General features: G+C 40.6%; 14 protein-coding genes. 8 read left to right on the top strand and 6 right to left on the bottom strand.

Annotated elements, in window-relative coordinates; translation table 11 throughout:
• Positions 1–26: 26 nt before the first annotated feature.
• Positions 27–968, top strand: coding sequence for a ribose-phosphate pyrophosphokinase (locus SKC37_RS03345; RefSeq protein WP_377980101.1), 942 nt, complete (start codon positions 27–29; stop codon positions 966–968).
• A gap of 61 nt (positions 969–1,029) precedes the next feature.
• Complete coding sequence (locus SKC37_RS03340; protein WP_130896625.1) at positions 1,030–1,596, top strand: 50S ribosomal protein L25/general stress protein Ctc; 567 nt, start codon at positions 1,030–1,032, stop codon at positions 1,594–1,596.
• Between the two features lie 83 nt (positions 1,597–1,679).
• On the opposite strand, the gene SKC37_RS03335 is transcribed toward SKC37_RS03340, so the two are convergent.
• A complete protein-coding gene (locus SKC37_RS03335) occupies positions 1,680–3,866 on the bottom strand; it encodes a sodium-translocating pyrophosphatase (protein WP_377980100.1) in 2,187 nt (728 codons plus the stop codon).
• Between the two features lie 66 nt (positions 3,867–3,932).
• Complete coding sequence (locus tag SKC37_RS03330) at positions 3,933–6,455, bottom strand: DUF5686 and carboxypeptidase regulatory-like domain-containing protein (protein ID WP_377980099.1); 2,523 nt, start codon at positions 6,453–6,455, stop codon at positions 3,933–3,935.
• An 89-nt stretch (positions 6,456–6,544) separates the two neighbouring features.
• Between SKC37_RS03330 and SKC37_RS03325 the strand changes: the two genes are divergently transcribed.
• Complete coding sequence (locus SKC37_RS03325) at positions 6,545–7,762, top strand: aspartate aminotransferase family protein (protein ID WP_377980098.1); 1,218 nt, start codon at positions 6,545–6,547, stop codon at positions 7,760–7,762.
• Here the strand turns inward: SKC37_RS03325 and trxA are convergent.
• The 3 genes from trxA to SKC37_RS03310 all read right to left on the bottom strand — a co-directional run bounded on the left by trxA (position 7,748) and on the right by SKC37_RS03310 (position 12,400).
• The gene (gene trxA, locus SKC37_RS03320) at positions 7,748–8,071 is read right to left on the bottom strand and encodes a thioredoxin (protein ID WP_130896622.1); all 324 of its coding nucleotides are present in this window, start codon (positions 8,069–8,071) and stop codon (positions 7,748–7,750) included. The genes SKC37_RS03325 and trxA overlap by 15 nt on opposite strands.
• A gap of 72 nt (positions 8,072–8,143) precedes the next feature.
• Entirely contained in the window at positions 8,144–11,710 is a 3,567-nt protein-coding gene (gene dnaE, locus SKC37_RS03315; RefSeq protein ID WP_377980097.1) for a DNA polymerase III subunit alpha, read from the bottom strand.
• A gap of 6 nt (positions 11,711–11,716) precedes the next feature.
• Complete coding sequence (locus SKC37_RS03310; RefSeq protein WP_377980096.1) at positions 11,717–12,400, bottom strand: DUF2461 domain-containing protein; 684 nt, start codon at positions 12,398–12,400, stop codon at positions 11,717–11,719.
• 119 nt (positions 12,401–12,519) lie between these two features.
• Here SKC37_RS03310 and trpS point away from each other — a divergent pair, with 119 nt between their 5' ends.
• Complete coding sequence (gene trpS / locus SKC37_RS03305) at positions 12,520–13,491, top strand: tryptophan--tRNA ligase (protein ID WP_377980095.1); 972 nt, start codon at positions 12,520–12,522, stop codon at positions 13,489–13,491.
• A gap of 3 nt (positions 13,492–13,494) precedes the next feature.
• Positions 13,495–14,040: a phosphatase PAP2 family protein gene (locus tag SKC37_RS03300; RefSeq protein ID WP_377980094.1), complete on the top strand. Its 546-nt coding sequence runs from the start codon at positions 13,495–13,497 to the stop codon at positions 14,038–14,040.
• Here SKC37_RS03300 and SKC37_RS03295 read toward each other — a convergent pair.
• Entirely contained in the window at positions 14,013–15,008 is a 996-nt protein-coding gene (locus tag SKC37_RS03295; protein ID WP_377980093.1) for an acyl-CoA reductase, read from the bottom strand. The two genes, SKC37_RS03300 and SKC37_RS03295, sit on opposite strands and share 28 nt — an antisense overlap.
• Positions 15,009–15,120: 112 nt before the next feature.
• On the opposite strand from SKC37_RS03295, the gene SKC37_RS03290 reads away from it, so the two are divergent.
• The 3 genes from SKC37_RS03290 to SKC37_RS03280 all read left to right on the top strand — a co-directional run bounded on the left by SKC37_RS03290 (position 15,121) and on the right by SKC37_RS03280 (position 18,410).
• Positions 15,121–15,468, top strand: a complete 348-nt coding sequence (locus SKC37_RS03290; protein WP_377980092.1) for a 4Fe-4S dicluster domain-containing protein — start codon at positions 15,121–15,123, stop codon at positions 15,466–15,468.
• Positions 15,469–15,893: 425 nt separating this feature from the next.
• Entirely contained in the window at positions 15,894–17,036 is a 1,143-nt protein-coding gene (locus SKC37_RS03285) for a porin (RefSeq protein ID WP_377980091.1), read from the top strand.
• Between the two features lie 27 nt (positions 17,037–17,063).
• Positions 17,064–18,410 (top strand): ammonium transporter, encoded by a 1,347-nt coding sequence (locus SKC37_RS03280; protein WP_377980090.1) that lies wholly within the window; start codon positions 17,064–17,066, stop codon positions 18,408–18,410.
• Positions 18,411–18,534: the final 124 nt, after the last annotated feature.

Below are 18,534 nucleotides of genomic sequence, written 5' to 3'. Positions count from 1 at the left end.
TATAAAAAATAAGCCCTAACAATCTCATGGCAGCGATTAACGCAGTTAAAATATTTTCTGGTTCTGCATCTAATTATTTAGCAAAGGATATTGCTAAGTATTATGGAAAAGATTTGGGCGCTGTAACTACGTTAAAGTTCTCAGACGGTGAAATGTCACCTAGTTTTGACGAATCTGTTCGTGGTTGCGATGTGTTTATCATTCAGTCTACTTTCCCTACGGCGGATAATTTGATGGAGTTGTTATTGATGATCGATGCCGCTAGACGCGCATCAGCTCACTATGTAACGGCTGTCATCCCGTATTTCGGTTATTCACGTCAAGATCGTAAAGATCGCCCACGTGTAGGAATTGGAGCGAAATTAATTGGCAATTTATTGACAGCAGCTGGGGCTGATCGTTTAATGACGATTGACTTACACGCAGGTCAAATTCAAGGTTTCATGGACTTCCCTGTAGATCACTTGGAAGGAAATGCGATCTTCGTTCCGTATTTGAAATCATTAAATTTAGAGAACATCCTTTTCGCATCACCCGATGTAGGAGGCGTTGTTCGTACGCGTAACATGGCCAAATTCTTCAATGCGGAGATGGTTATTTGCGATAAGCACCGTAAACGTGCTAATGAAATTGCTTCGATGCAGTTAATTGGAGACGTAAAAGGAGCAGATGTCATTCTTGTCGATGACTTAATTGATACCGGTGGCACTTTGTGCAAAGCGGCTCAATTAATCATGGATAAAGGAGCTAATTCAGTAAGGGCGGTTGTCACCCACCCGGTTTTATCAGGTAAGGCGTATGAGAACATTTCTAATTCTGTTTTGACAGAATTATTGGTGACGGATACAATTCCTCAGAAACAAACTTGTGACAAAATAAAGGTACTTTCAGTCGCAGAGCTTTTTGCCAAAGCGATTGGTCGTATCCGTGATCACGAATCTATCAGTTCATTATTTATTAAATATTAATTTCAACCGTTTCTAGGGGATAGCCAATGTGCGAAAGACTAGAAGCATTAACAAAAACAAGATGAAAAAATTAGAGATTGTAGGGTTTAAAAGAGCGAATCTCGGTACGAAGAGCGCAAATGATTTACGTAACGAAGCGATGGCACCATGTGTATTATACGGTGGTTCTGAGCAAGTTCACTTTGCTGTTCCAATGATCCTTTTCCGTGAATTATTATATTCAGCGGATGTGTACGAAGTTGAATTAAACATTGAGGGTACAAAATACCGTGCGATCTTACAAGATGCACAGTTTCACCCAGTAAACGAGATGATCTACCACGTAGACTTCTTGGAAATCCAAAAAGGAAAAGCAATCAAGATTGCTGTGCCTATCAAAGTAACTGGAAATTCTCCAGGTGTTATCAAAGGGGGTAAAATGGTGCAAAAATTACGTAAAGTTACTTTACGTGGTCAAGCAGAAAACATTCCTGATTTCGTAACAGTTGATATTTCTGGTTTAGACTTAGGTCAAACTGTTAAAGTAAATAAACTACAAGTGGAGGGATGTGAGATCTTAAATCCAATGTCTAACCCAGTAGCAACAATCGATATCCCAAGAGCATTAAGAGGTAAAATCAACGCTTAATTTCTTAAACGGATTCCACAGATTGATAGATAAAGAAAAAGCCCCGCAAATGCGGGGCTTTTTTAATGCCTATATATAGGAAACTATTTCTTCGCCACCATCGATTTTACGATTGGAGCTTTCTCTAATTTCTTTACAGAAGCGTGATCATTATCTCCTACGTGAATGTAAGGTGCAATAACCAAAGAAACGATGGACATCAATTTAATCAGAATATTCATAGATGGACCTGAAGTATCTTTAAATGGATCACCCACGGTATCACCCGTTACAGCAGCTTTGTGTGGCTCTGAACCTTTCTTATACGTTTGACCATCAATCAACACACCTTTCTCAAATGATTTCTTAGCGTTATCCCAAGCTCCACCTGCATTTGATTGGAAAATACCCATCAATACACCTGAAACAGTAACACCAGCTAATAGACCTCCTAAAACTTCTGGTCCCATCGTAAATCCTACTAAAACAGGAACGATTAAGGCAATCGCACCCGGAAGAATCATTTGGCGAATAGAAGCTTCTGTAGAGATAGCTACACATTTCTCGTATTCTGGTTTCGCTTTGTATTCCATGATACCTGGAATCTCACGGAATTGACGACGAACTTCGTTCACCATTTCCATGGCTGCTTTACCTACTGCAGAGATACATAAGGCGGAGAAGATGAATGGAATCATACCACCTACAAATAAACCAGCTAAAACATCTGCTTTATAGATATCAATGTGGCTGATACCAGCAATACCTACAAAGGCAGCAAACAGGGCTAATGAAGTCAAAGCTGCAGAAGCAATCGCGAAACCTTTACCTGTGGCAGCTGTCGTATTTCCTACCGCATCTAAGTTATCTGTACGATCACGTACTTCGCTAGGCAATTGAGACATCTCCGCAATACCACCCGCGTTATCCGCGATAGGACCGAAAGCATCGATGGCTAATTGCATCGCTGTAGTAGCCATCATACCTGCAGCAGCAATAGAAACTCCGTAGATACCTGCAAATTTAAAAGAAGCAATAATACCAGCAGCTAACACTAATATAGGCAAGACCGTTGATTCCATACCAACTGCTAAACCACCAATGATGTTCGTTGCGTGACCAGTACCTGATTTTTGAACGATAGAATCCACAGGACGCTTGCCCATAGCCGTATAGTATTCTGTAATGATCGACATTAAAGTACCTACCACTAAACCGACGATAATCGCATAAAACACATCCATTGAAGTGAATGTTGTACCACGTAGCGTTAAATATGCTGGTAAGATATTCTTCACTAAGAAGTAAGATGTTACAAAAGTAATCGCGATAGAAGTGTAGTTACCTACGTTCAATGCATTTTGAACGGATGAAGTTTCGCTAGAGATACGAACAAAGAAAGTCGAAACTAACGAAGCAAGTAAACCTACACCCGCAATTAACATCGGTAATAAAACCGGAGAGAAACCATTGTAATTATCTGTTACGTTGATTTCTTGGCCTAAAACCATGGTAGCTAAGATCGTAGCTACATAAGAACCAAATAAGTCAGCTCCCATACCTGCAACGTCACCTACGTTATCACCTACGTTATCAGCGATAGTGGCAGGGTTACGCACATCGTCTTCAGGAATACCCGCTTCTACTTTACCCACTAAGTCAGCGCCTACGTCAGCTGCTTTCGTATAGATACCACCACCTACACGCGCAAACAAAGCGATAGACTCAGCTCCTAAAGAGAAACCGGCTAATACTTCGATTGCTGTTTTCATCCCCACTGAAGTCAAAGCTTGGCCTTGAGCAAAGATTTGGTAGAAAGCAATAAATAAACCGCCTAGACCTAAAATAGCTAAACCTGCTACACCCATTCCCATCACGGATCCACCAGTGAAAGAAACAGATAAGGCTTTTGCCAAAGAAGTTCTAGCCGCCTCTGCCGTACGAACGTTCGCTTTAGTAGCCACGATCATACCGATATAACCTGCGGTAGCAGAGAAAACTGCACCGATTAAAAAAGCTACAGCAATTAAAGGGGAGGAGTGAATCGGATTTTCCGGTGTTCCCTCTTGTGATCCTAACCAAGCTAATAAAATAGCGGTTGGAATCGCGAAATAGGTTAAAATTTTCCACTCTGCTTTTAAGAAGGCAATCGCACCATCTGCGATATAACCAGCCAACTCTTGCATTTTTTCATTACCGGCATCTTGTTTAGATACCCAGTTAAACTTCCACGCTGTGTACAGCAATCCTACTAAACCAAAAGCAGGAACTAAGTAAACAATTTGATTCATAAAGGTTGATTTAGATTATTCCAAAAAAATTTAGCACAATTTAGGTAAATGTGTGCAAATAAACAATTAGAAAGGCAATCTGACTAGAACTTTCCATTTTTCAGGCACCACATTTCCTACCGGATAGACTAAATCTAGACCTAAAATTTTACCGATACCTGTTAGCCCATAACTAAACTCTTGGTAATGAATAACTTGAGAATTAACAGCAGTCTGAAGATAGGAGTAGCCCACTTTTTCCTTGAGTCCATACAGAGAAAGGAAAGCATTTTGGGTTAACACAAATTTTCTTGGCTCCCACGTCACAAATGCCTTAAAATGATCTCCAGAGTTAGATAGGGCATAATAAGGAAGTGCTAAAAAACTAGAACCTCCAGTAGATATATTAACTTCATTCCCCTTAAAATGTTGATAATCTACTAGTAAAGAAGGCTTATTAATGAAATGAGCAGCCGTGATTCGGTAATTAAGTTCACCCCAGTTAGCTAATGAAATGGATTGATAAAACTGTAGGGATACTTTGTTGTAAGAATTATCTCCAAAAGCCTGTTCATAAGCACCTGTAATAGTAGGACCCACCTCATTAGACAATCTACGAGATCCATTATATCTTCTCCAAGTGGCGAAAGGTTGATATCTAACTAGGATCGAGCCATACACTTGCTTACTAGTAGCAAAAGGAATGCCGTTGGATTCAAAACGACGTTCCTTGAAGAATAATCCATTATCCTCGTGATTTTCTAAACTAGTACGAGACCGGAGTTCCAATACAGTATTCAAATTCCACTTAGAACTCATTTGGACACCATAGGAAGCTTTGATGAAATCCTTTTGGTATAGCTTCAAATAATTCTGCGATAAGAATAGGGCATAATAGAGGTTTACAATAGTAGGAACGGGGTCAGTTGAGTTAATCTGTTGAATTGCAGAACCGCCAGAAAGATTCAAGTTCTGACGATTTTCATCCCAATTACGTTCTAAATAGGCAGATCCATTCCACGCTTTTCTGGAAAAAGCATACCGAACATCAAATCCTGTTCCCCAATAATCTGACAATTTGTAGGTATAACGGTAGTCAACTCCTCGACCTAACGTATAACCATCTACAGCATTATATCCAGATTGAAAACCACTAAGTGTTAATCTGGCACCAAGGCCTTTTTGACCATAATTGTAAACGCGCCCCGCCCAAATGTCTCCATAGCGGAATCGCGGTAAAGCATTAATTGAATCCTTTAAGCGCTTTTTCTCGTCTTGTATCGAAAGACTATCAGCTTCTTTATATCCCCTAACCTCGGCATCCGTCAATGGAACTTGACGTTCAGCCTCCCAATATTCCTCTTTTTTAATCGCGGCAGATGAATCAACCGAAATGGTGTAATCCGAACTAAACTCCTGTTTTTCCTCTTGTTTATCTATTTCTTTAAGGACTTTCTTTAATTTTTTTCGAGTCAATTCTTTACCCAAAGCTAACTTAGGGGAGGCGATTTTTTCTTTATTGATTTCTTTGGCCCAATCCTTATGCAAGCGCTCTTCAATAATTGTAGGCTTCACTACAAAAGAAGGATTAACTTTAATCGAATATTCTTTCACCTGGGTGATATACCGAAATGTTGCACCAAAGCCCATCGCATCAAAATTGACATTCACATCATAATTAACAGGCATCCAAACACCTTGAAACAAGGCATTCTGCTGCTGAAATGTGTAATAACCTTGAGAATTACGGAAAGCTAAACTGAAAGAATAGATACTCCAGGTATCTTCTACAATAGAAAGAGTACCCTCAAACAAATCATCTGAAGTTGATTTAGGCTTTACCTGAATCTTCGAAACAGTTTGACCATTCAACTGAAAACTTCCCAAATAAGCGAATTTATAAAAGGAAAAAGCCGATGGTGAAATAGGGGATATCAAGGATCCCCACACTTTAGGTAAATAAAAATTCGTTTGTGTTATACGTAAGTTAGGCGCTCCGGAGTTTTTCAAAACAGCTGGAAGATTGTTCCGATTCGACAAAACTTTCTCATCAATCTTATTAGGTCGTGTAAAAGTAATTTGATTAATTCCCTCTAATACATAAGTAGAGCCCACTTTAATACCCGCTTCTTTTTCCATCTTCTTACCCACAAGCGCATTCATCACCTTAGAAATAGAGGTAATTTTACCTGCTCCTTTGACATAGCCTTTGGCCTTGAAACTATCAATTTCTTTCAGGTGAAATGGAGCCATGGAGATCATTCGGCGCATCATACCGATGGCTGGATCTTCCTTTAAACCTCCTACATTGACATCTTGCAGTGTTATGGCCTCTTCAGTAAGCGCCACATCAAGAGTTAAATCCCCCGTTATAGAAACTTTATGTACTTTAGGAGTGTGTCCTAAAAATCGAAAAACTACTTCATGTTCACCTTTGGATAATTGAATGGCGTATTTTCCCTCCTCATTAGCGAGGGTTCCTTTGTTTAGATCAGTCACCCAAATCGACGAAAACGGCATCAATTCGCCCTTGTTTGAGCGTATAGTGCCGCTTAGTGTCTGAGCCTGAACGCCAATACACGTACATAAAAAGAGTAATAGTGGTTTCATAAAACAAAAGTACGGGAAAGAGGCTAATTGAAATGAATAATTTGACGAACGGCGAGCACTTAACAAGAATTAACGTAATTTTGTGAGCTATGGGATTCACGCATCGACAGCTTTTCCAAAAATTTATGGCGCCCACATCGGATGCACCTTTGGCCTTAGAAATAAAAAAGGCTGAAGGCGTGTATATGTACGATGCCAAGGGGAAATCATATATGGATTTGATTTCTGGAATTGCCGTATCTAATGTAGGACACCGAAATCCTGCAGTCGTAAAAGCTATAAAAGATCAAGTGGATGCCTACATGCACCTGATGGTGTATGGGGAATATATCCAAAGTCCTCAAGTGCAACTAGCTGAAGCATTAGTCAAATCCACTGGGAGCGAACACCTAAATCAAGTCTATTTTACTAATTCGGGAACTGAGGCAGTAGAGGGCGCAATGAAGTTGGCGAAACGCTACACAGGTAGAACTGAATTCATTTCTTGTTTTAACGCTTACCATGGAGCCAGCCAGGGGGCTTTATCCATGGCAGGTGATGAGAACTTCAAGAATGCTTTTCGTCCTTTGTTACCGGATATTCGGCATATCCACCACGGATCTATAGAAGACTTAACAAAAATAACCGATAAAACAGCGGCAGTAGTTATCGAAATCGTAGCAGGGGAAGCCGGCGTTAAAACGGCATCAGCAGCTTATTTTCAAGCATTACGAAAGCGTTGTGACGAAACAGGGACTCTACTAATGGTGGATGAAATCCAATCGGGTTTTGGCCGTACAGGTACTTTCTGGGCTTTTCAGCCTATGAATATCCTACCTGATATTCTCCTAACAGCGAAAGGAATGGGGGGAGGAATGCCGATAGGTGCGTTTTTAGCGAACGAAACTCTGATGAAAACGCTAAGCTTTGAACCTATTTTAGGTCATATCACCACATTCGGTGGTCATCCTGTTTCTTGCGCGGCATCATTAGCGACGTTGAATTACATCATAGATGAATGTTTAATGGATCAGATTCCAACAAAAAGCAATCTATTCAAAAGCTTATTGAAACATCCCATCATTCATGAAGTACGGGGAATTGGGTTTATGCTAGCGGTGGAGATGCAGGACTTTAAGACCGTGAAAGCCGTGATAGACGAATGTATTCTGAATGGCCTAATCACCGATTGGTTCTTATTTTGCGATAATTCACTACGCATTGCGCCGCCTTTGACCATTACAGAAGAGGAAATAAAAATAGCCTGCAACATCTTGTTACAGGCTATGGATAAAGTCTATTCGCTTAAATTATTAAGCGTGCTTTAATAAAGTTTCAGCTAAAACCGACTTAGGGATATTTCCACCCACTAAGCGTTCTACCATTTCACCTTTTTTAAATACCATTAAAGTAGGAATTGAACGAATACCTAACGAAGCAGGTACCGCTGAATTTTGATCTACATTCATTTTGGCTACAATCGCTTGACCTTCTACATCTCCCGCTAATTCTTCCACGATTGGTCCGATCATTTTACAAGGGCCACACCACTCTGCCCAAAAATCTACTAAAACTGGTGTATCAGTGCCGATTAACTCTTGAAAATTAGCATCTGTTGCCTCTACGTATTTTCCCATTATTTGATATATTTTATAAAATTCAAAATTAAAACAAAACCGGCAGAACAATTAGTTCCCGGAATAAATTTTTTACGAAATTAACTTAAAGCCTACATTTTCAAGCTCTTTCAATTCAGAAATCAAATTTTTCGTAATGGAAACCTGCATTTTACGCGATAAAAAGTCCATCCCTATTTTCTCCTGCTCATCATACACCTCTAAAGTCAACTTCTTATCGCCTTTATTTCGCTCTAACGTCTCTTGCAATAAATCCAATAATGCGGGAGTTAAGCGATATAAATCTAAACGCAATTTAATCTCTTTTGTTCGATCCGATAAAATTTCAGACAATAATTCAATGGATTGAATCTTAAAAACCATTTGTTCCATGTGGCGATTCTTCTGTTGATAAGAACCATTAATGAATAACAAACGATCTAGTGCAATAAAACGCTCAAATTGAATATAGTCTTTCGAAAATAACGCAAATTCATAATTTCCGGCATAATCCTCAATCGTAAATATCATAAACTGATTTCCGTTTGCGGATGTTCGTACATTGACCTTGGTAACAATTCCTGCAAAGGTTTGTGCAGCATTCGGACGTGTTTCCAATTGGCCCGTATTTGAATTGCAGAAATTAGCAATCTCAGTCTTGTATTCGTCCAAAGGATGGCCTGAAATATAAACGCCTACCACTTCTTTCTCATTCTTCAATTGCTCCATTACAGACCAAGGCTCAGCAGTAGGAATCTTAGGTTGAGCGATGTCATTACCTGTTCCAGCTCCTAATTCACCAAAAAGGGAAGCAGTAGCTTCTGCCTTTAATTCTGCCATACGGGACGAATAGCGAACAATTTTCTCAATAAAATTCGTATTATCCTGTGAATCGATAGCAAAATAATGAGATCGAGCCACTTCAGTAAAACAATCAAATGCCCCAGCAAGTGCAAGCGATTCTAAACTCTTCTTGTTTACCTGACGTACATTGATTCGAGAAACGAAGTCAAAAATATCCTTGTATTCGCCATTTTTCTGACGTTCTTCCACAATCGCATCGACTGCCGCATCACCCACTCCTTTGATCGCACCTAGTCCGAAACGGATTTGGCCTTTCTTATTCACCGCAAACGAGCGAGAGGATTCATTTACATCCGGAACTAATAAAGATAAGCCCATCCGCTTGCACTCATCCATGAAGAAAGTAATCTTCTCAATGTTGCCTAAGGAGTTCGAAAGTACCGCCGCCATAAACTCTGGTGGGTAGTTTGCTTTCAGGTAACCTGTTTGGTAAGCCACTAAACCATAGCAAGTTGAGTGAGATTTGTTAAAGGCATATTGAGCAAACGCTTCCCAGTCCGTCCAAATCTTATCCAACTTGTCCACGGGGTGATTATTCGCCGCTCCGCCTTCCATGAACTTACCCTTCATCTTGTCGATGGTGGCTTTGTCTTTTTTACCCATGGCCTTACGAAGTACATCGGCGTCACCCTTCGTGAAATTCGCGAGCTTTTGGGAGAGAAGCATTACTTGCTCTTGATACACCGTAATACCGTATGTATCGCTCAAATACTCCTCCATTTCTGGCAAATCGTATTCAATCTTCTCGCGACCGTGTTTACGGGCAATGTAATTCGGAATATAGACCATCGGACCTGGACGGAACAAGGCATTCATCGCAATCAAATCCGAGAATTGATCGGGCTTCAGATCACGCAAGTGTTTCTGCATCCCAGGGGATTCAAATTGGAAAGTACCGTTCGTTTCGGCTCTTTGGTATAATTCGTAGGTTGTTTTATCGTCCAAAGGAAGATCATCCAAAATGATCGTCTCATTGTGGTTTTGCTTGATTAAGCGAACGGCCTCTTTCAAGATGGAGAGCGTTTTTAATCCCAAAAAGTCCATCTTAATTACCCCCGCATTCTCAATCACAGAACCGTCGTATTGCGTAATCAAGAGACTCACATCTTTCGATGTAGCCACCGGCAAAATATCCGTTAAATCAGATGGTGCAATGATGATACCCGCCGCGTGAATACCCGTTCCACGAACAGAACCCTCTAAAATCAGCGCATTCTCAATAACAGTCGCAGGTAATCCCCCGGATTCCTTGATGCGACGTAATTCCTTTACCTGTTCTAATTCTTCTGGATTAAGGCCTTCCTTATCGGCTAAACTCTTATCTCCGGTCAAAGCCGCATTAAAAATACGGTCTAGTGTAATTTTCGGTTTCTCCGGAACCAGTTTCGCTAAGGCATTGGATTCCTGCAAGGGGAGGTCTAGAACGCGGGAAACGTCCTTAATGGACATTTTCGCAGCCATCGTACCATAGGTCGCGATATGCGCCACTTGGTTTTTACCGTATTTATCTACGACGTAGTCGATGACTTTTTGGCGGCCCTCATCATCAAAGTCCGTATCAATATCAGGTAAGGACTTACGATCTGGATTCAAGAAACGCTCAAAAAGGAGATTGTACTTAATCGGGTCAATATTTGTGATTCCTAAACAATAGGCCACCACTGAACCCGCCGCGGACCCACGACCTGGACCCACATAAACGCCTAAATCACGTCCAGCACTAATAAAATCGGCTACAATTAAGAAGTAACCAGCAAAACCCATCGTCCGAATCGTGTGCAACTCAAAGCGCAAACGCTCTTCCACCACCTGGTCAATATCGATGTAACGCTTTTTCGCGCCTTCCATCGTGATGTGCTCCAAGTAATCATCCTGACTAAGAAAAGTAGACGGGATTTGGAAATTAGGCAACATCACGTCTTTCGTGAGTTTCAGTGTCTCCACTTTCCCTACGATCTCATTCGTGTTGTCAATCGCCTCAGGAACATGCGACCAAAGTTTGGTCATTTCCTCGGTCGTCTTGAAGTAAAACTGGTCATTATAGAAAGCAAAGCGCTTTCCTTTCATATCAAAATCACCTTCAATATCCTTGTAAGTAGGAGTAGCCTGCTTTTCTCCGGTATTAATACACAAGAGAATATCGTGTGCGTTGGCATCTTTTTGGTCCAAATAATGGCTATCATTCGATGCAATCACCTTGACATTATACTTCTTCGCAAAACGCAACAAGACTTCATTCACAGTCTGCTGCTCCGGAATGAAGTGATTTTGTACTTCGATGTAATAATCTTCGCCGAACAAATCCAACCACCACTTAAACTCTTTCTCTGCCGCTTCTTCACCATCCCGTAAAATAGCCTGAGGAACAGAAGCCCCCAGACAACAAGTCGTAGCGATTAGGCCTTTGTGGTATTTTAAAACAAGTTCCTTATCAATCCGAGGGTATTTGGAATACATTCCCTCCATGAAGCCTAAAGAACATAATTTGACCAAATTCTGATAGCCCTCCGGGTTCTTCGCTAAGAACAATTGGTGATAGCGCTTATCCTTTAACTCTTTCGTAAAAACTTGCTTGTGGCGATCATTCACTAGATAAAACTCACATCCCACAATCGGTTTCACCCCTTGCTTTCCCGCTTCCGCCACAAATTGAAATACACCAAACATATTCCCGTGATCCGTAATCGCTACAGCGGGCATATTATCCGCTTTCGCCTTTTTGAACATAGACGAAATCTTAGACGCACCATCTAATAGGGAAAACTGGGAATGGTTGTGCAAATGCGAAAATTGCATAGGGGTTTATTCTTTTATAAAAGGTTCTTTTTCAAAAAATACGGCATTTAAGAAGTCCAAAAAGGGCTTTAATACCTTAGCATCCGAAATCAATTGTTTGGTAAAACCAGGAGAACAAAGCTCTTTATCCGTGTATTTTTTCCAAAAAAACAATTGTTTCTTCTTTAACAATTCAGCGTCTGGATGATCTGCCTCAAATCCCTTAGGGATTCGCACTAAACTTTCACCCACTTCCTCTCCAAAAACGGAAACAAATTTGGGGTCCTGAATGATCTTACGTAATCCTGCCGCGTTATAATCTATCTCTTGGCGGAAAGCTGCTAATTGTTCTGGCGTAGGAGAATACATACCTCCACCTAGAAAGGAGGCACCATTGGGTTCAATATGCACATAATAGTCCATCAAACCCGATTTACGACCACCTTCTGAAAAGCTAGCCGAAAAATAGGACTTATAGGGATCCTTGTTTTTAGAAAAGCGCACATCCCGGTAAATTCGGTAGGAGCAATGCTTCAGCAAAACACCATCCATATTCTCAAAATCAGCAAACTCTGAAATCAACTCAGTCGTCCAGGCGTCAAATCCTTTCTTCTCTTGTTCATATACCGCTTTGTTTTCCGCAAACCATTCGCGCGTGTTGTTTACACGGAGGTCACGCAAAAAGGCCAACAGGCTAGGAGAGAGGGACATCAAATAAAGGGTGAATTTGCAAAAACGAATTTAGCAAATTTAGCTCGAATGCCCAAGCACAAATCGCTTGGAGTTATGGTCTATTTTATTGATTTTTGCATAAATTATTTAGACAAGCTATGCGGATCTTAACGGGCATTCAGGCCTCAGGAAAGCCCCATTTGGGTAATATTTTAGGGGCAATTATGCCAGCGGTTGAACTTTCAAAGCAACCTGGCAATGATTCCTTTTTATTTATTGCAGACTTACACACCTTAACTTCCTTAAAGGACGGCGAAAGTATCCGCAGTAATACCTTGTCGATTGCGGCAGCTTGGCTGGCTTTTGGCTTTGATACGGAGAAAAATTACTTCTACCGCCAGTCTAAATTAGCCGCTTACCACACCGAATTAATGTGGTATTTGAATTGCTTTACGCCTTTTCCCATGCTGGCGAATGCACACAGCTTTAAGGACAAATCGGATAAATTATCCGATGTAAACGCTGGCTTATTTACCTATCCCGTTTTACAGGCGGCAGATATCGTATTATATGATGCACGAATTATCCCCGTAGGTAAGGACCAAAGACAGCACATCGAAATGACCCGCGACATCGCGAATTCTGTTAACAAGCGCTATAACAAAGATATTTTCGTCTTGCCAGAAGCACGCATTAGTGAAGAGGTAATGACCATTCCGGGCCTAGACGGCGCTAAGATGAGCAAATCATTGAACAATTACATTGATATCTTCTTGCCTGAAAAGGATTTATTGAAGCAGATCAAAAAGATTGTCACAGACACCACTCCATTAGAAGAACCTAAAAATCCAGATAACGATATTACGTTCAAACTATACCAATTAATGGCATCACCAGCTCAAGTAGCAGAAATGCGCGCGAATTACGAAGCAGGCGGTTATGGGTATGGACATGCGAAACAGGCCTTACACGAATTGATGTTAGGTTATTTCAAAGAGGCGAGAGAGAAATTCGACTATTTCATCGCACATCCGGAGATTATCGAGGAGAAATTAGCGATAGGCGAAAAGAAAGTACAACCTATCGCTGAAGCCACCATCGCTCGTATTCGGGCAGAATTTAAATTCTAAACTATGTTTCCTACTTGGGATGCCCATTTATTTCAGTTGATAAACGAGGCTCACCAGCCTTGGTTAGACGGACCGATGGAAATAATTTCAGGTAAATTGACGTGGATTCCACTCTATGGGATACTGATATACTTTCTATATAAGCGATATAAAACGGAATGCTGGAAATCTATAATCTATTTAGTTTCAACCGTGGTTTTCGCCGATCAATTCAGCTCCAGTCTACTGAAACCCCTTTTCAAACGTCTAAGACCCTGTCACGTCGAGTCATTTCAATCGTGGATTCATTTGCCGGCAGGCTGTGGTGGGCAATTTGGTTTTTGTTCTTCGCATGCTGCCAATTCCTTTGCAATTGCCGTTGGTTTTTATTTGTTGACGAAGAATAAGTTTGCTGGTACAGCCCTGATTCTATGGGCATCGATTATTTCCTATAGTAGAATCTATTTAGGCGCCCATTATCCGCTCGATGTAATCGCAGGAGCTTTAGTGGGCGGAATAGGGGCGTGGGGGCTATTTAAAGCCTATGAAAGGTTAATCAAGAAATCATAAGTATCGATTCCATCTGCGAAATCATCGAGAGCTGGGTGTTGACTTTGGCCAAAACCAATCTCTAAACCAACCTTACATTGAATCTTTTCCGCGCGCTCCTGTATCCAGGTTTGCAAGAAAGCTTCATCTAAGTAACGATGCACGTATAAAACACCCACTGGTGAAACGAAATCATCATTCTCCGTCACTAATAGATTCCCTAAATCAAAATGCGGAATCTGGTTCAATAAGAATAACGTACGGTGGTATTGAAAGTTATTGGAATACTTCGAATGATCTAATACCCATGTCTCCTTGGTTAATTCATCGAATAAAGGAGTTAAATCATAAGACGCTGGAACTGCAATCGTAGAAACGTTCCTGCAGCCTAAACCATAATAGGTAAAAATATCCTGCGCCAAACCCTTGAAATCTTCCTGCGTCTCATTCCCCTTTAAAACGGCTAATGAGCTACGGTTCTTCCGAATAATATGCGGAATCGTGGAGAAATAATGAGCAAAATAACCTCCTGAGAAATCACTTCCAGTCGCAATGACCGCAGCCATACCTTGTAAACGCTCAATTATGCTAACAGGAACCGCTGCATCAAATGACTGCATTGCCAGCACATAAAGTTGCATCAAGGCCTTGTCTTGTGAACTCAATTTCAAAGAAGCATGATGCCCTGAAGCTAATACCATTAAAACATCATGCAAACCCACAGCCGGTAAATTACCCGCCAAAACAATTCCCACATTCTTCGATTCAGCCACTTGAATAGGATGTTTTACGTAAAATTCCTCCCAAGCCTGCACAGAAAAGAATTGCTCTTCAATCGACTGCATCGCATGGCGAACTAAGGTTTCTGAGAACCAAGGATTCTCATTTACGGATCTATCTATAAATAGTTCTATTTTTTCTCGATTCGATTCATCGGTAAAAAAAGCTTTTAAGAAAGAAATAAGCTGCAAAAAGGAATCCTTTGGCATAATTGTATAGATTTTACCCTGCAAAGGTCGAAATTTTTTCCATTAGTCCATATAAATTATATACTATTCAAATTTATGTTCGTAAATTGCACAATCAAACAAAAACATTGGTATGGCAATTATCATAACAGACGAATGTATTAACTGTGGGGCTTGTGAACCAGAATGCCCTAACACAGCAATTTATGAAGGTGGTGTAGAATGGACTTGGGCCGGCGGTACTGCTTTAACAGAAATTGAACTAGAAGACGGTTCATCGATGGATGCTAAAACACCCGTAGAGCCTGTTTCTGAAGAATTCTATTATATTGTTCCTGATAAATGTACAGAATGTACTGGTTTTCACGAGGAACCACAATGTGCTGCGGTTTGCCCAGTAGATTGCTGCGTACCGGATCCAGATCGCGAAGAAGATAATGAGACTTTACTAGCGAAGAAGGCGTGGTTGCATGCGGAATAATTAAAAGCTTCGCTTTTAATTTAGATTATAGAGCATAGAGCATAAAGTATAAATAAGGATGGGGCTTCGGCCCCATTTTTTATGTCCATACATTTCTGAAGACCATCGCCGCAGGCGATTCCAACTTTATTCTTTGTGCTTTGTGCTTTATTCTTTAAAAAAGACAATCGACTCCAGACAAGCGACTCTTTACTGATTTTATATTTTTCCAAGAAGCAAATAACCATGTTTCATTTTTACTTCATTTTATTTTCATTTTTGCAAAATCAACAAAAACAGGTTTAATTCTTAACCACTTTTTCCTATTTTTTTGTAAAAAGACGAAAAATAGGTTGAAATTTTGTTGCAAATATTTGGAAAGTACAATTTAAGGCTCCATCTTTGAATCGTAATCAAGCATTTTTTACTTTTAAACAACAGCCCACATGAAAAAATCGATCCTAACAGCCATTTTTGCCGCAACAGCATTTTGTGGATTTTCCCAAGAAAAAGAAGCGGAAGCTCCGAAGTTCACTTTTTCAGGTTACATTGATTCATACTATATGATGAATTTCAATAGCCCGACTAACAGAAGTAACTTAGGTGCATCTGGATACGAAAGAGCTTTCGACCAGAAATCAAGTCAATTCTCGTTAGGACTTGTTCAAACGAAATTCGGTTATGCAACAAAATCTGCAGATGTAGTAGTTGACTTAACATTCGGACCTAACGCTGACCTCGGTCAATACGGTAACGTGATAGGACCTTTAGGAGCAGGGAAAGCTTCCACTGCTTTGGCCATCAAACAAGCCTACTTTAATTGGAAAGCAAGCGATAAACTAACATTAACTGTTGGTCAATTTGGAACACACATCGGATACGAAGTAATCGACGCTCCAATCAACTACAACTATTCACTTTCTAACCTCTTCAATAATGGACCGTTCTATCATATTGGTGCTAAAGCGAATTACGCATTCTCTGACAAATTTTCTGCCATGGTTGGATTGGTCAACAATGTGGATAATTTAAATGACAACAACGCGTCTAAAGGATTTATCTACCAAGTATTCACTTCTCCAGCAGCGGGTTGGAATGTGTATGTAAATGGTATCAGCTCGAACGAATCAGCTCCCTTATCTACTGGAAAAGATGATTCAGGTAGCTACAACTTGTTAGACTTAACAACATCTTACCAAATCACACCTAAATACCTATTAGGACTTAACGCAGCTTACGGATCACAAACAGGTGATTTCCAAGGCGGTGGAAACGTAGGCGATAGCAAAACATGGGGTGGCGTTGCTCTTTACTCTAACTATGCATTCACTGATAAATTCAGCTTAGGTGGTCGTTACGAAGTTTTCGATAATACTGCTGGTGCCCGTGCTTTACGCGCAGCAGATGGATCAGGAACAGATGTTAGCTCTTTGACATTAACAGCTACATTCACAGCTGCAGAAGGACATTTATTAATCAAACCAGAATTACGTACTGACTCTTACAAAACAGCTCAATTCGTAGATGGTGATGGTAAAGATCAAAAATCACAAACAACTTTAGGCTTGCACTTCATCTATAAGTTTTAATTATATCCACCCTTAACATTTAAAAACATGACGACACAAAAACCAACCTGGATCCCGTTATTAGTTTTATTAGCGGTAGCCGTGCTTGCATTATTCACAACTTCTGTTCCTGGTGCTATGCCTACGGAAGGATTAGACACAGGTGATACTGCCTGGATGATTGTAGCCTCTGGCTTAGTTTTATTAATGACACCTGGATTAGCTTATTTCTACGGTGGAATGGTTAATCACAAAAACGTGATCTCTACGATGCTACAATCGTTCATCGCAATGGGAGTTATCTCCGTGATTTGGATCGTTTTCGGCTTCTCTTTAGCATTCGGTGACTCTTTAGGTGGCTGGATCGGTGACCCTAGAACATTCTTTATGTTCAATGGCGTATTTGATCACAAATTATCTTTAGGATCCTCTGATCAATTGAAATTCACTATTCCATTTGCCTTATTCGCATTTTTCCAAATGAAGTTTGCCGTTATCACTCCAGCGTTAATCTCTGGTGCGTTAGCTGAGCGTATTAATTTCCGTGCGTTTGTTCTATTCATGGTTCTTTTCTGTATCATTGTATATGCTCCATTAGCACACTGGACATGGCACCCAGATGGTTTCTTATTTAACTTAGGTGTATTGGATTTTGCTGGTGGAACTGTTGTTCACATGTCAGCAGGTTGGGCAGCTTTAGCAGGTGCATTATACTTACGTCGTCGTAAGTCTCACATCGAGTCTAACATCTTGCCTCCAGCTAACATTCCTTACGTTTTATTAGGAACAGGTTTATTATGGTTCGGATGGTTTGGTTTCAATGCTGGTTCTGCAGTAGGAGCTAACGGTTTAGCTGTTACCGCTTTCGCAACTACTCACGTAGCAGCTGCGGCTGCAGGTTTATCTTGGATCTTATTTGATGTAACTCGTGGCAAGAAAGTTTCTGCCCTAGGTTTCTGTATCGGTGCAGTAGTAGGTTTAGTTGCGATTACGCCAGCATCTGGTTTCGTAACAGTTCCCGTAGCGATCTTTATCGGTGTAGTTGCTGCGATTGTTTCTAACATTGCTGCACACTGGAGAGCATCTTCTAACTTAGATGATACATTAGACGTTTTCCCTTGCCACGGTTTAGGTGGTATGGTAGGTATGTTAATGACGGGTATCTTCGCTACCAAAGCTGTTAATGCAGCTGTTTTGGAACAAGGTTTATTCTACGGAGAGACTACCTTATTCTTAAAGCACTTATTAGCCTTAGCCATCGTTTCTGCTTTTGCATTTGGCGCTTCTTATATCTTATTAGTGATTACAGACAAAATCATTCCGTTACGTGTAAACGAGGAAGAAGAAAGATTAGGTTTGGATATCTCACAACACGATGAGTCGTTAGCTGAGTAATTCAACAACAGCAAAGCCGCAAGTAATGGTTCTTGTGGTTTTGTTTCAATCAAAAAGTCGGAGGCCTATGGTTTCCGACTTTTTTGTTTTTAGTTGTCTGCGACAACAGTCCGCAGGGAATAAG

Origin of the sequence: Aquirufa esocilacus (genome assembly GCF_042715595.1) — a bacterium.
In the GTDB taxonomy this organism is placed as follows: domain Bacteria; phylum Bacteroidota; class Bacteroidia; order Cytophagales; family Spirosomataceae; genus Aquirufa; species Aquirufa esocilacus.
Note: the sequence above shows the minus strand (reverse complement) of the source record. Positions and strands in the feature narration are given on the sequence as shown.